We start from the raw sequence: 14,305 nt of genomic DNA on the forward strand, positions 1-14,305 counted from the left end.
TGATCCTTCAAGGACTGCTCTTATCGAGTGGCTCAGTTAGCTTCCGGCTCGCGCGTATAGTGCTCGATGATCTGCCGCAATGCCCTGGCGGCGCGCGCATCGCCGGTCAGCTTCGTGTAATAGGCAGTGAAACGCGGATCATCGGTGTACATAGCGGCTAGCGCTCGGTGCGTCTGTCCCGTCAGGTTCGGCGTAGTCGCCAGCAGCCAGGTGCGATGCGCGGTGTACGCCTGCTTCGCCGCCGCGCTGGGCAATACTGGCGCGGCGAGATACCGCAGCAGCGCCGCCTTGAGCTGCCCCTCGGCCCCGGTCATCGCCTGATACTGCGCCTCAGTCAGTCCGGCATAGCGCGCATCGGCGGTCGCCTTGGCCGTTTTGCCGTAGCGCGTCTCTACTTCTTGCCCGTAAGCCGCGTCATTTTCCTGGAGACGCTGCCGCTTCAATGCTTCAAATTTTTCTGGGTCAGCCATCGCGACCCCTCCCTTCCGATTGGCGAGGGTGACATCAAGCGCCTGCAACTGACGGTCAAGTTGCCGCCGCTCAGCCAGCAGCCTTTTGCGCTGCTTGGCGAGCATGGCGGCCTGCTCGGCTGGCGGCCGGGTCAACAGTGCCTGAATCTCCGCCAGCGCAAAGCCCAGCGCGCGGTAAGTCAGGATCAGCTGCAGCCGGTTGACTTCCGCCTGGCCGTACTGCCGATAGCCATTTGCGGCCAGCGGCGGGGTCAACAGACCAATGCGGTCGTAATAGCGCAGCGTGCGCGCTGTCACCCCGCTGAGCGCAGCCAACTCACTAGTCGTGTATGCCATGATGTCACCTCCAAAAATCAGGATAAGGGCTGACGCCGCGTCAGGGTCAAGCGGGAAAGCCGAAACCTGATTGGATTAAAGCTTGATTATCGACTCGCGCACCAGCATTTCCGTCTCGCGTCGTAAGCTGTCCGGCTCACCATTGATTTGCGCGATGCGCACCACCTGCTTGGCGACTCGGATCTGATGATCGACTTTAAGCTCGTACCCATTCAGGTCTAGAAACATGGCAGCTGACTGCAACGCAGTTCTTTTATTAGCATGGTTGAAAACACGCTTTTTCGTCACTTTGATTAAGTAAAAAGTCGCTAACTGTTCAATCTCTGGGTACAAAACTCGACCGAAAACTTCTTGGCTTGCAGACTTGACGATGTAATCCAGTGCTTCGGCATCCCGAATACTTGGCGTCGTACCGAAGCGTTGCTGAATGCGGACGTTGATGGCAATGATGCTTGCTGCGGAAAGATATTTCACTACTTATCCTCCAAATACTGCATGGCCGCCATGTACTTATCAATCATCTGATCGATGGCTTGAACATCCTCAATCTTCGTCGTCTGCTTCTTTGGGCTGGCCACAATTTCACCATCCTGTAATTTGACTGTCAGTGTCTCCCCCTTCTTCAGATTCAGCTGGGCCACGACATCCGCCGGAATCGTGAAGTATAAACTGTTATTCATCTGGCCAATAATGCGTTCCTCAGGCTTCATATCGTTCATAGACTATCACCTCTATACCAAGTATAGACTATTGACTTGGTATAGACAATCTCTCTATATCTGACGTCATACCAGGCATGCCATGCAGAATCAGTCACTTCAACGGCACTTTCAGCAATTCCTTGGTTGATTTGGCAAATTTATCGACAGAAAAACGATACGGAGGCAACCAACCGTCACAATAAAAATACGCAAAAAGCCCGTCAGCGCGCTTTGACGGACCTTTAACGAATATATTCAATTACTGCCGGGCGCCGATGACGCTGGCCTGCTTGAGCCAGCCTTGGCGTTTAGCATCGGAACTCTTTTTCACCATATTGCAGCTCATCCACTTCACGTGCTTGAGCCCCATTTTAACGAACGTGCCGCGGACCAAGGCGCGCTGGATCGCGTTGCCAAATACCCAGCGGTACAGGCTCTTGGGCGTGTTCATCGTGGTCATGATGGTCGTCGACTTGAGATTCGGCAGGTTCGACGCCATGCCCACGCCGCCCTTGGTGTAGTTGAACGTCTCGCCAGGGAAGACGACCTTGTCGATGAAGCCCTTCATCATTGCTGGCATCAGCTCCCACCATATCGGGAAAACCAGAATCAGGTGATCGGCAGCCTTGACGCGTTCGATGTAGTCGATGGCCTGCGGATCCTGCGCCTTGTGCTTCAGAAAACCGATCAGGTCCTTGCTGTGCATGACCGGGTCAAACCCGTCTGCCTCCAGATCGATCACGTCGACGGTGTTGCCCGCCTTTTCTGCGCCAGCTTTGGCCGCAGCCATCAGCGCGTGGCAGAAGCTGCCGTCATATGGGTGACTCGTTACGATTACTGTGTTTGTCATATTGTTTGCCTCCAAATGTTGATGAGGCAAGCATAACGAGGTTTGAGCGGCGCAGCATTAACCATTGTTAATTCTGAAATTATTTTTTGACGCGGCCGCGAATCCGCGACAGTGACACCGGCGTGATGCCCAGATACGAGGCCAGCTCATACTTCGGTACGCGCTTGACCAACTGCGGGTCACTGGCCAGCAGCGTCTGGTAGCGGGCTTCCGGCGAGTCCTGAATGCGATTGAGAAAATACTGCGTGTAATCGATGAAGCGGTGGCACACATAATCGGTGAATACTGCCATCAGCTGGGGCTCTTTTGCCAGCGCCTGCCTCAGCGCCTCACCATCCACCACCGTCACCGTGGTCGGCTCAATTGCCGTGATCGAAAACAGGCTGGGCTTCTTCAGATAAAAGCTTTCAAACGACGCCACGACCTGCCCCGCGAAGAAAAACTGCACCGTGATGTCGCGGCCGTCGTCGTTGTGCCACAGCCGCACTGCCCCGCGCTCGACGAAGTACAGCTGCGTGGCCACATCCCCTTCGCGCAGCAAGTCATCCCCGCGGGCAATCGTTTTCTCATGGCCCATCTGCTTAAACCGGTCGTAGTAGTCACTCAGCTTCATCTCAGCACCCCGCTTTTCTTTCAGATTACTCCGGATCATTCCACCTAACAGTATATAGAAGAACCCTGACTCTGAGTTGACTTCTCCAACTTTTGCTCTGGTAAATGCCGAGACTCACACCGTTTTAAGTGAACTTAAGCGATTTTAAGCATTAATCCTTAAATCATGGTATACTCAAGCTAACAAACCAAGAAAGTAGGGATCTGAATGTCTGAAGTCGATTACTCCTCCAAGGAATACTTTGACAAGCTGACCGCGTACTGGCGGGCAGTGAATTACGTCTCTGTGGGTCAACTGTACCTGCGCGACAACCCGCTCTTGAAGCGGCCGCTGGAGTCCAGCGACGTGAAAGTCAACCCGCTGGGCCACTGGGGCACCATTGCCAGTCAGAACTTCATTTACGCGCACCTCAACCGCCTGATCAACAAGTACGACCTGAACATGTTCTACATTGAAGGCCCCGGTCACGGTGGTCAGGTCATGATCTCGAACGCCTACCTCGATGGCACCTACACCGAGACGTACCCGAACATCACTCAGGACGAAAAGGGCATGAAGATCCTCTTCAAGCGCTTCTCCTTCCCCGGTGGGGCAGCGAGTCACGCTAACGCGCAGATCCCCGGCTCCATTCACGAAGGCGGCGAGCTTGGGTACTCCTTGAGCCACGCCACTGGCGCGATCCTCGATAACCCCGACGTGATCGCGGCCACGGTCATCGGCGATGGCGAAAGCGAAACCGGCCCGCTGGCAGCTTCTTGGTTCTCCAACACCTTCATCAACCCGATCACCGATGGCGCGGTGCTGCCGATCATCAACATGAACGGGTTTAAGATCTCGAACCCGACCATCCTGTCCCGCAAGACGGATGAGGAGCTCACCGAGTACTACGGCGGCATGGGCTGGAAGCCGTACTTCATCGAAGGCGACGACCCAGAGAAGCTGAACCCAGAAATGGCGAAGGCGTTTGATTCCGCCATTGAGGAAATCAAGCGTATCCAGAAGCACGCCCGCGAAACCGGCGACACCACCATGCCGCACTGGCCAGTGATGATCGTGCGCACCCCAAAGGGCTGGACCGGTCCGAAGAACTGGGATGGTGCCAAGATCGAAGGCTCCTTCCGTGCCCACCAGATCCCGATCCCCGTTTCCCGTGATCACATGGAACACGCCGACGCTTTGACCGCCTGGCTGAAGTCCTACAAGCCTGAGGAACTCTTCGACGACAACGGCGTCTTGAAGCCAGAACTGAAGGCCATGGCCCCAACCGGCAACAAGCGCATGGCAGCCAACCCGATCACCAACATGGGCTACCACACTAAGCCGCTGGTCCTGCCCGACTACCACGACTACGCCCTCGATAACAGCGAGCGCGGTAAGAATGTGCGCCAGGACATGCTGATCTGGTCCGACTACCTGCGCGACCTCATCAAGCTGAACCCAGACAACTTCCGCGTCTTCGGCCCTGATGAAACCATGTCGAACCGCCTTTACGGCCTGTTTGACACGACCAACCGTCAGTGGTTAGAACGCATCTCCGACAACGGCTCCGACGAGGACATGAACGCGTCCGGCCGCATCATCGATTCGCAGCTTTCCGAGCACCAGGCCGAGGGCTTCCTTGAAGGCTACACCCTCACCGGCCGCCACGGCGTGTTCACCTCGTATGAGGCGTTCCTGCGCGTCGTGGACTCCATGCTCACCCAGCACTTCAAGTGGCTGCGTGAAGCCGCTGACGAGCCGTGGCACCGCCCGTATCCGTCACTGAACGTCGTGTCCACTTCGACCTCGTTCCAGCAGGATCACAACGGCTACACCCACCAAGACCCAGGCATTCTGACCCACTTGGCCGAAAAGAAAGGCGAGTTTATTCGCGAGTACCTGCCCGCCGACGCCAACTCCCTGCTGGCGATTTCGCCGAAGGTCTTCGAAAGTGAAAACACCATCAACCTGCTGATCACCTCCAAGCAGCCGCGGCCGCAGTTCTACTCCATTGAGGAAGCCACGGTCCTGGCCACCAACGGCTTGAAGCGCATCGACTGGGCCTCAACCGACGATGGCGTTGAACCGGACGTCGTGCTCGCCGCTGCCGGCACCGAGCCGAACATGGAAAGCCTTGCCGCCATCAACCTGCTGCACGACCAGTTCCCTGACCTCAAGATCCGCTTCATCAACGTCGTGGACCTCCTGAAGCTCAAGAAGGACGATCCGCGCGGCCTGAGCGACGAGGAGTTCGACAGCTACTTCACCAAGGACAAGCCGATCTTCTTCCAGTTCCACGGGTTTGAGGACCTGATCAAGGACATCTTCTTTGATCGTCACAACCACAACGTGTTCGCGCACGGCTACCGCGAGGAAGGCGCCATCACCACGCCGTTTGACATGCGCGTCTTGAACCAGCTGGATCGCTTCCACCTGGCCAAGGACGTTGTGGAACACGTCCCAAGCATTGCCGAAAAAGGATCCGCCTTCGTGCAGAAGATGGATGACACCCTGCAGTACCACTACGACTACATCCGCGACACCGGCGAGGACATCCCAGAAGTCCAGAACTGGGTCTGGAAGCCGATCAAGTAACTCACTGAAAAACGGCGACCAGCCGAGCACCCGACGTGCTCAGGCTGGCCGCCGTTTTGCTGGCTGGCAGCCAAGGCATGGTTCCACGTGAAACTGACGAGGCGGCAGTCGACTCATGTATAATAGGCAGTGGATGCGATTTCACACATCACGCTACGGAAAGAAGGACTTAGTTATGAGTTTTCCTAAGAGTTTCCTCTGGGGCGGCGCCACTGCCGCTAACCAGCTTGAAGGGGCGTACGACGTGGACGGGCGCGGCCTGTCGATCGACGACGTCATCCCTGGCGGCAAGGACCGCATGAAGATCGTGCAGGGCCCTGACTTCGACTGGAAGATCGACCCCCAGTACACCTACCCGAACCACGAAGGCATCGACTTTTACCACCACTACAAGGAAGACATCGCGCTGTTTGCGGAGATGGGCTTTAAGGCCTACCGCTTCTCCATCAGCTGGAGCCGCATTTTTCCCCAAGGCGACGAGGTTCAGCCAAACGAAAAGGGCCTGGCCTTCTACCAGAACGTCATCGATGAGTGCCTGAAGTACGGCATTGAGCCAGTGATCACCCTGTCCCACTACGAGCTGCCACTTTACTTGGCGGCACACTACGGCGGCTGGAAGAACAAGCAGCTGATCGGCTTCTTCAAGCACTACGCGGAAACCGTAATTGACCGCTTCGGCGACCAGGTCAAGTACTGGCTGACGTTCAACGAGATCAACTCCGCGGCCGGCTTCCCCTTTATGGGCCAGGGCATGATCGCCAAAACCGGCGCCAACGATAAAAAGAACGTCTTTCAGGCCTGGCACAACCAGTTTGTCGCCTCAGCCTATGCGGTGAAGGCGGCGCACGAGAAGGACCCGGCCATCCAGGTCGGCAACATGATCATTTACGCCACCAACTACGCGTACGACGCCAACCCGGTCAACCAGCTCGCGGCCCTGAAGTTCAATCAGGGCTTCAACTACTACTGCGCAGATGTGCAGGTGCGCGGTGAGTACCCAGCGTACAGCGAATCGCTGTACCAGCAGTACGGCTTCACCGGCGCCGACCTCGATCGCACGCCAGAAGAACTCGCGCTGCTGAAAAAATACCACGTTGACTTCATATCGTTTTCCTACTACATGTCGAGTGTCACCGAAGTTACCGGCAAGGACGACGAAAAAACCGCCGGCAACATGCTCGGCGGCGTGAAGAATCCGTTCTTGAAGGAAAGCGAATGGGGCTGGCAGATCGATCCCGTTGGCCTGCGCATCGGCCTGGATCAGCTGTACGACCGCTACCGCGTGCCCCTGTTCATCGTGGAAAACGGCCTGGGCGCCAAGGACACCGTGGCACCGGACGGCAAGATCAACGACGACTACCGCATCGACTACCTGAAGTCGCACGTCGAGGCAATCCAAGGCGCGCTTGACGACGGCGTGCCGGTGATGGGCTACACCCCGTGGGGCTGCATCGATTTGGTCTCCGCCTCGACCGGGGAAATGAGCAAGCGGTACGGCTTTATCTACGTCGACATGGACGACCAAGGCCACGGCACCCTCGCCCGCTCCAAGAAGAAGTCTTTCTACTGGTACAAGCAGGTCATCGCGTCAAACGGTGATGATCTGAGCACGGACCACCTCAATTACTAAACCGCGTTTTTTCGGTCAACCAGGGCCGCGGTTGAGCCATTTCTATCCAGTACGGTCACTCGGGAAGAGAATAGGCAAATGTAATGAACAACAACCCACTAACCAAAAATACTCACGCAGCGGCGAAGCGCCGGTCCCGGCCGGCCAACGCTCAGAACCGGATACCAACCAAGCAACGCATTTTCAACGAACTGAAGCAAATGATCCTCGAAATGGACTACCACAAGATCACGGTGAAGGCCCTGACAGCACGGCTGGGAATCAACCGCAAGACGTTTTACCTCTACTATCCAACGCTGCCCGACTTGTTTCTGGCCCTGGAGGATCAAATTTTCAACCAAATGCTGGCCGGGACCAAGCAGCATCTGAAAGAAGACGCGACCTTGGCCGACTACTTCCTGACGCAGGAGTTCATGACCATTATTGAATCTGACCCCCAACTCCAAAAGAAGCTGATTTGTGATCCGAGTTACGCTTGGCTCTACGAGAACGTCCGGCGGCGCTACGTGGTCGCGATCAAGGACGACATTAAACGGCTGAACGGGGGGCAGGATATGTGCGCGGAAATCACTGCCAACTTTATCATCAACAGCATTTTCTACACCTATCGGGCCTGGCTGAGCTCAGAAACCAACATCACGCAAGAAGCGCTTGCCACCATCATCTCCGATCTGATCCATAAAGGCGTTGACAGCACGATCAAGCCAGGGGCAACCACCGTCTTCTAGCCCGCCTGAAGCCTTGAACGGCCACTCAAAAGGAGGCTGAGACACAAAGCGGTTTTAGCCCAAAACGCAAGCGTCCCAGCATCACGATTCGTACTTCGAATCGCGGTGCTGGGGCGTTTGCGTGTCTGGACGTTGCTTTGTGGAACGCGACTAGGGGTAATTTGTCTTACTCACCTTTCATGGCCAAGCGATTACTGAACCGGCACAATCGTTGGCAAGTCGAGCGCGTAGACCACGCCAGGGGCGGCGCTGACCACCTGTGGCACCGCGTTGACTGACGGCGCCGTGCTGGTCACAAAGGACTCATCCAGTGGCATCAGGCCATCGATGCGCGTTTCCAACGTGCTTGGCAAGCCGTCGATCCGGATCAGGTTGGTGATGTCTGGGTTGGGGTTCTTGTCGTCGCAGATCTTGTGCACGTACCGCAGGGTAATGATCTTTTGCCCGTTGATAATGCCGCTCATTTCAAAGCGGTGGCCGCTGATCGTCCCCTGCTTGGCGACGCCGCCGACAAACTTAAGGTCTGTCGGGGCGGTAAACAGCTCATGCGTGCTTTCAACGCGGTCAAACTTGAGCCCCAGCCGGTCGCCAATTTCATACACCGCACCGACGTAATACCGCGTGATAATATCCTTCAGCATGGCAGACGGGAACGTTGCCGGGTCGCCGCCATAGTTGAAGACCTTGACCCACGCCGCGGTGTTCTCCTGATCATCCTCACCACTTTGCACCAAGAGGTGATCAACGCGGCCCATGAGCCCGGCGAGTACGGTCGGCAGGTACGAGGCATAAGCGCCTGGCAACAGCCCGGTGGGCAAAAACGAGACGCCGTGGGCTTTCGCGCATTGGTCAAGCCGCTCGTAGTTGTGCGGATCCAGGATCTGCATGTAATACAGCGGGATCGTGGTGATCACGTTTTTACCGGCGGCCAGCGGGATCATCATGTCATCGATGCTGGGATCGTACACATTGCCTTTACCGCGCCGCAGCGGAATGTACGCCAGCACGACGTCGGCGGCCAGCTTGACCGCGGCGTTGATGTCATCGGTGACAACCACGCCGGTCTTGGAAAAGCCAAACACTTCCCCAGCATCTTTCCCGATCTTTGCCGGATCAGAATCAACTGCCGCGACCAATTCCAGGCTTTCCTTGCTTTGAATCATGCGAATCGCGGCCCGGCCAACATTGCCTAACCCCCAAACGATCACTTTAAACTTATCCATCATCGCACCTCTTCCGATTAGACCATTCCGCATCATCAATCATTAGCCATGATAGTTAAAAGTCCCTTGCGCCGATAAAATAACTCCTTTCCTAAACGGCTACGCTTTCTAATGATTTCGACCACCTATAGTCTAGGTACGCGGCTCCGGAAAAACAATTACCACAATTGCGAATATGGTAAGTCGCTAAGCCAGCCCAGAAAGTAGGCTGGTGGACTGATTTTTATCATGACATCGGCACTCCAAATGGCTAGAAATGGTAGGCTAGCCGCCCCAAAAACGCGTTTTTTCGTTCAATTGAAACCGTGGTTAAGCCATTTTACCAAAGCTGACGTTTCCCATCATCCCTGCAAGCCCACTTGGTTGCGTCTACGTGGACATTACCGGATTGGTTCATTCCGCTTTTAGCCCTCCTCGCCCGCGCGAGGGAGAAGTCCTTTGCCTGGTACCAGCAGGTCCTCGCGTCAAACGGCGATGATTTGAGTACTGACCACCCCGAGTAATAAAGCGCTTTATTTTGTCCGTTGAGAACCGACAAATTGGCTTTTATCCTGATTAGGAAGCTAACCACCAAACGTGAAATCGCGTTTTTTCGCGTTTCAAAGAGCGTGGTTAAGCCATTTCACCAAAAAACACTCACCTTCATTATCATGAGAGTGATGTGCTTTTCGTTAACCTTGTTTCGCCCAAGCTTCCGCGTCCGCGTAAACCTTGGCAACCTGGTCCTTTTGGTCGACCCCCAGCAAGTCCTGGCTGATCTGGCCGCCAGCCTGGGTGCGCGTGTACGCCATCCAGCGGTACGGCAAGCGTAAGTCTTTGACATCGGCCGGATCGATCTTCAGGTCCGTCCCGGGGATCGCGGGGGTCAGCTTGTCGGCCTCGTAGATCGACAGCATGTCGGCGATTCGCCACTCGCCGTTGCGTTTTTCAACGCGGTAGATCAGGCGCATGAACTCTTCAAGGACGACCTCAACGCCGTGCAGCTGCTCCCAGTAATCGGAGAGGTTCGGCATCTCGACGTAGGCGCGGGTCGCACTCAGTTGGTGCACCACCGGCGTCGAGACGCGGGTGATGATCGTGCTTTTCATTTCGGCCGTCCCCTTGCCGATAAACGAGCTGATCGGCCCGCTTTGCCAGCTGGTGTGCACCGTGGCGTCCGGCCAGTAGACGCTGGTCAGCGCGTCATTGGCGCCTCGTACCCGGTACTGGCGTTCTGCGGCCACGACTTGTTCAATTGCAATGATGTCATCCAAAATGATCATGCCCTTCTTTTAGGTGTAATTACAACTGTCATGAGGACCAGCTTAACACCTGGCGAAAATAATACAAGAAAAAACTGCTTCGCGTCGCAAGTCAATCGGCGTGAGGCAGTTTTTTAGAGGCGGCACGGGTCGTGCAGTCGGGCGGCCCTAGCGCTGATCAATCCTCGTCGTCCTCGTCATCGTCGACTTCGACGAGGTCTTCCCAGGCGGTTTTACCCAGGAAGCTCTGGAGCTTGCGGACGGCCTGGTTGTTCTCACCGCGCAGCTTCGTGAGATAAGCCGCCATGGCTGGGCGCTCCTCGCGCTCGGCCAGCTTGATGGCGCGATCGATGTACATGTCCGCGGTGGTGAAGTCCTTAGCGGTTTGGGCCACCATGTTCGCGGCAGTCTCATACTTTACGCGGCCGTCTTCTTGAAGGCCGGTGTACTGGCTGAACTCAGCGGTGGTGCTCGGGACGATCTGGTTTTCATCCAGCAGCAGCTCGCCGAGGGCGTCGATCTGCTGGCGGTTTTGCGCGATCAGCTGCTGGTAAAAGGCGGCGACGGCCAGGCTTTGCTCACCCTTCACGTACCAGGCGACCTGGTGGAGCTTCACGTTCATCACGAACAGGTTGGCGACGATGTGGCCGGTCATTGCGCCGGCGGTCGGCTTGTGGTGATCCAAATCTGCCTGTTTAACTTCTGCTGCGTACTGTTCATCGATTGTTGTCATGGTTTTTCCCCCTACTCGTTATCCTTCACACGCACTTTTTTCACTTCGTAGCCCAGCTTGGTGACCACGTCCGAGAGCTGTTCGGCAGAGATCTGGCTGTCGTCAAAATCTGCCTTGACCTTGCCAGCGTTGAACAAGACCTTCACGTTGGCAACGCCGGGCTGCTGCTTGACGGCCCCTTCGATCTTGGTCAAGCAAGACGGGCAGGTCAGCTGATCCAGTTGCATCGTAATTTTTTTACTCATTTGAAAGACTCCCTTTCGCTTTTTACAAGTCCACTGTACCAAGATTCCTACTTGGCGGAATTGACCGCGGTCAAGTTCGCGACATTTTCTGAAGGTTTTTGGTCGGCGTTTTTGCCGTAGTTGATCAGGCGCATCGCGTTGAAGATCACGACCAGGATCGACGCTTCGTGAACGAACATTCCGCTGGCCATGTAGATGAAGCCAGCGACCAGGCCCAGCAGCAGGAAGGCCACCACGGCGATGGAAATGAAGATGTTCTCGCGAGTGTTCAGCACCGTCTTCTTGGCCAGCTTATAGGCGTGGTCCAAGGCGGCAAAGCTGGACTGCATCAGCACGATGTCAGACGTCTCGATCGCCACGTCGGTGCCCGAGCCCATCGCAATGCCGATGTCGGCAGTGGCCAGGGACGGACTGTCATTGATGCCGTCCCCGACAAAGGCGACTTTGCGGCCCTCGTCTTCGAACCGCTTGACGTAAGTGACCTTATCCTGCGGCAACAAATCGGCGTGCACTTCGTCAATGCCCAGCTGGTTGGCGACGTAATTGGCCGTCTGCGCGTTGTCCCCGGTCAGCATGACCAGGTGCTTGGCGCCGGCTTTGCGCAGCTCTGCCAGCTCATCCTTCAGGCCTTCACGAATCGTGTCGGCAATGGCGTAGATGGCGGCGACCTGCTTGTCGACCGCAACGATCACGATCGAGCTGCCAGTCGCCTGGAACTGGCTGAGCGTCTGCTGCTGCGCGGCCGTGAGCCGAACGTCGTGGGCCTCAAGCAGCTTGCGGTTGCCGGCGCAGACGGTGTGGCCAGCAACGGTGGCCGTGATGCCCTGACCTTTGATGGTGCTGCTGTTATCGATCGGCAGAGACTTGTAATCCAGATGCGCGTCATCAGCGGCCTGCGTCAGCGCGCGGCCCAGTGGGTGATCGGACAGGGCTTCAACGGCGGCGGTCAGCTGCAGCGCCTGGCTGGCGTCGGCGCTATAAACTTTGCTGTCGGCCAGCGCGGTTTTGCCGGTCGTCAGCGTGCCCGTTTTATCAAAAACGAAGGTGTCGACTTTAGAGAAGGTATCCATCGCGGAGCCACCCTTGACGAGGATGCCGCGCTTGGCGCCGTTGCCGATCCCGGCCACGTTGGAAACCGGCGCGCCGATGACCAAGGCCCCAGGGCACCCCAGCACCAGCACCGTGATCGCCAGCTTGAAGTCGCGGGAAACCAGGCCGACCACCAGGGCGATGACCAGCACCGCGGGAGTGTAGTACTTGGCAAAGCGATCGATGAACTTCTCGGCGTGGGACTTGGTGTCCTGCGCGTCCTCAACCAGCTCGATGATCTTGGCAAACGTGGTGTCGTCGCCAACCTTGGTGGCCTTGATCTTCACGTAACCATCGCTCAGCAGCGTGCCGGAAAAGACGGCATCGCCGGTATTCTTGGTGACCGCCCGCGACTCACCGGTGACGGCGGCCTCGTCGGCGTAACCTTGGCCCTCAACGATCTGCCCATCGACGGGGATCGATCCGCCAGTTTTCACCAGCACGACGTCCCCTTCGTCCAGGTCGTCGACGTCGACTTCTTCGGTCGTGCCGTCATCGTGCACTAGCTGCGCGCTGGTCGGCGCCATTTCGGTCAGGCTCTTGATCGACTGGCGGGTCTTGGCCAGCGTCTTTTGTTCCAGGAAGTTCCCAAACAGGAAGAGGAAGGTGACGATGGCACTTTCGTTATACTCCCCGATGATGAACGCCCCGATGACCGCGATGGTCACCAGCAGCTCAATGCTGATGACCTTCACCCGCAGCGCCTGGTAGGCGTGCAGGAAGATCGGCACCCCGGCGACGACCGATGCGACCGCCAGGCTGATCGCGTAGACCAGCGGCAGGTTAAGTAAGTACCGACTGGCGTACCCAAGCACGATCAGGATCGCCGAAGCGGCGGTGAGCTGCGTGGTGTGCTTTTCGATCCACATTTGAAATTTCATCTTATCCACTCTCCTTGAAGGCACCCGTTGTGCGGGTCTTGCCTGATTGACAAATACAGCTTAAGCCCGGCCGCCAAAACGCGACTTGACCGTCATCAAGTTGGGCGAAAAAAGCCAAAAAGTTTTTTAAGGGTTATTTAGTTAGGATAGTTTGACAAAAACAAAATAGGGGACTACACTACGCACGTTAGTTAGTCGAATTGTATGACTAGCTAAATAAACAAGGCATGGAGGTAATCGCAATGACTCAAGATACTCAACAACTACTTCGCCTCTTCGGCCGCCTGCTTAACCAGCGCGGCTTCGTCCAAAGCGCCGTGTGGACCCTGCGGACCAGCCGCCACGAGGGCGAGGCCCCGCGCGGTCAGCTCCGCGTGCTGCGCCTGTTCGCCGAAAAGGGGCAGATGACCAATTCCGACATCGTCGAGGCCCTCGACATCCGGCCAAGTTCGGCCAGTGCCATGGTCGCCAAGCTAGTGGAAAGCGGCCTGATCGCGCGCACGCCCTCAGATGAGGACGGCCGCGTTCAGCTCCTGACGCTGACGGCCGCCGGGCGCAGCTTCATCGAAGGCGCCCGCGACGAGAAGGATCAGCTCGCCGACAAGATGTTTGCCGGTTTAACCCCTGATGAGCAGGCCCAGCTGACCGGCCTGCTGCTCAAACTGGTCACCAGCCTTGAAGCCGGCGATCAGGATGAGATGGCCGACGCTTACTTTGCCAAGCTCGGCCAGTTTGGGCCCCGCCACCATGGCCCCCGCGGCCCCCGCTGGCATGGCGGCCCAGACCGCGGCTTTGGCGGGCGGCCTGATTTTGGTGGGTGGCGGCACGGCCCGCAAGGCGGTCGCCCTGATCCCCACCGCAACGATGAAGTAGCCGACTAATCACATAATGACAAAAGGGCGCCACTCGCAACATGAAGTGCAATAGAAAAGTTAGACGAATTAGAATTTGAATTAAGCCACGATGACTTGTTCCCGATACTCAACCGGGG

The 14,305-nt window shown here is 56.7% G+C and carries 14 protein-coding genes; 4 read left to right on the top strand and 10 right to left on the bottom strand.

The genetic code is table 11. The annotated features are described in order from the left end of the window. Positions 1-32 precede the first annotated feature (32 nt). The 5 genes from EKM85_RS06100 to EKM85_RS06120 form a co-directional block, all read right to left on the bottom strand. A complete protein-coding gene (locus EKM85_RS06100) occupies positions 33-806 on the bottom strand; it encodes a MerR family transcriptional regulator (protein ID WP_125585389.1) in 774 nt (257 codons plus the stop codon). A 75-nt stretch (positions 807-881) separates the two neighbouring features. Beyond that, a complete protein-coding gene (locus EKM85_RS06105; RefSeq protein WP_125585390.1) occupies positions 882-1,280 on the bottom strand; it encodes a type II toxin-antitoxin system death-on-curing family toxin in 399 nt (132 codons plus the stop codon). Continuing rightward, on the bottom strand, positions 1,280-1,525 hold the full coding sequence (locus EKM85_RS06110) for an AbrB/MazE/SpoVT family DNA-binding domain-containing protein (RefSeq protein WP_125585391.1): 246 nt from the start codon (positions 1,523-1,525) through the stop codon (positions 1,280-1,282). Before EKM85_RS06110 ends, EKM85_RS06105 begins: the two co-directional genes overlap by 1 nt. Positions 1,526-1,766: 241 nt before the next feature. Next, a complete protein-coding gene (locus tag EKM85_RS06115; RefSeq protein ID WP_125585392.1) occupies positions 1,767-2,357 on the bottom strand; it encodes an NAD(P)H-dependent oxidoreductase in 591 nt (196 codons plus the stop codon). A 79-nt stretch (positions 2,358-2,436) separates the two neighbouring features. Next, positions 2,437-2,970 carry a Crp/Fnr family transcriptional regulator gene (locus tag EKM85_RS06120; protein WP_164510688.1) on the bottom strand — a complete coding sequence of 178 codons (534 nt, stop codon included), beginning with the start codon at positions 2,968-2,970 and terminating at the stop codon, positions 2,437-2,439. Between the two features lie 207 nt (positions 2,971-3,177). On the opposite strand from EKM85_RS06120, the gene EKM85_RS06125 reads away from it, so the two are divergent. From EKM85_RS06125 to EKM85_RS06135, 3 genes are all read left to right on the top strand, one after another. Beyond that, positions 3,178-5,544, top strand: coding sequence for a phosphoketolase family protein (locus EKM85_RS06125; protein ID WP_125585394.1), 2,367 nt, complete (start codon positions 3,178-3,180; stop codon positions 5,542-5,544). 175 nt (positions 5,545-5,719) lie between these two features. Then, a complete protein-coding gene (locus EKM85_RS06130; protein ID WP_164510689.1) occupies positions 5,720-7,174 on the top strand; it encodes a glycoside hydrolase family 1 protein in 1,455 nt (484 codons plus the stop codon). A gap of 83 nt (positions 7,175-7,257) precedes the next feature. Then, the gene (locus EKM85_RS06135) at positions 7,258-7,902 is read left to right on the top strand and encodes a TetR/AcrR family transcriptional regulator (protein ID WP_125585396.1); all 645 of its coding nucleotides are present in this window, start codon (positions 7,258-7,260) and stop codon (positions 7,900-7,902) included. Between the two features lie 191 nt (positions 7,903-8,093). On the opposite strand, the gene EKM85_RS06140 is transcribed toward EKM85_RS06135, so the two are convergent. The 5 genes from EKM85_RS06140 to EKM85_RS06160 all read right to left on the bottom strand — a co-directional run bounded on the left by EKM85_RS06140 (position 8,094) and on the right by EKM85_RS06160 (position 13,314). Beyond that, positions 8,094-9,125 (bottom strand): hypothetical protein, encoded by a 1,032-nt coding sequence (locus tag EKM85_RS06140; protein ID WP_164510690.1) that lies wholly within the window; start codon positions 9,123-9,125, stop codon positions 8,094-8,096. Between the two features lie 671 nt (positions 9,126-9,796). Then, positions 9,797-10,387, bottom strand: coding sequence for a hypothetical protein (locus EKM85_RS06145; protein ID WP_164510691.1), 591 nt, complete (start codon positions 10,385-10,387; stop codon positions 9,797-9,799). Positions 10,388-10,544: 157 nt separating this feature from the next. Further along, positions 10,545-11,099 carry a ferritin-like domain-containing protein gene (locus tag EKM85_RS06150; RefSeq protein WP_125585399.1) on the bottom strand — a complete coding sequence of 185 codons (555 nt, stop codon included), beginning with the start codon at positions 11,097-11,099 and terminating at the stop codon, positions 10,545-10,547. Positions 11,100-11,110: 11 nt separating this feature from the next. Then, positions 11,111-11,344: a heavy-metal-associated domain-containing protein gene (locus tag EKM85_RS06155; protein WP_125585400.1), complete on the bottom strand. Its 234-nt coding sequence runs from the start codon at positions 11,342-11,344 to the stop codon at positions 11,111-11,113. A 47-nt stretch (positions 11,345-11,391) separates the two neighbouring features. Then, a complete protein-coding gene (locus tag EKM85_RS06160) occupies positions 11,392-13,314 on the bottom strand; it encodes a heavy metal translocating P-type ATPase (protein WP_125585401.1) in 1,923 nt (640 codons plus the stop codon). 242 nt (positions 13,315-13,556) lie between these two features. Between EKM85_RS06160 and EKM85_RS06165 the strand changes: the two genes are divergently transcribed. Next, on the top strand, positions 13,557-14,195 hold the full coding sequence (locus EKM85_RS06165) for a MarR family winged helix-turn-helix transcriptional regulator (protein ID WP_164510692.1): 639 nt from the start codon (positions 13,557-13,559) through the stop codon (positions 14,193-14,195). Positions 14,196-14,305 lie beyond the last annotated feature (110 nt).

The organism is Lacticaseibacillus jixianensis (assembly GCF_003946485.1).
Taxonomy (GTDB): domain Bacteria; phylum Bacillota; class Bacilli; order Lactobacillales; family Lactobacillaceae; genus Lacticaseibacillus; species Lacticaseibacillus jixianensis.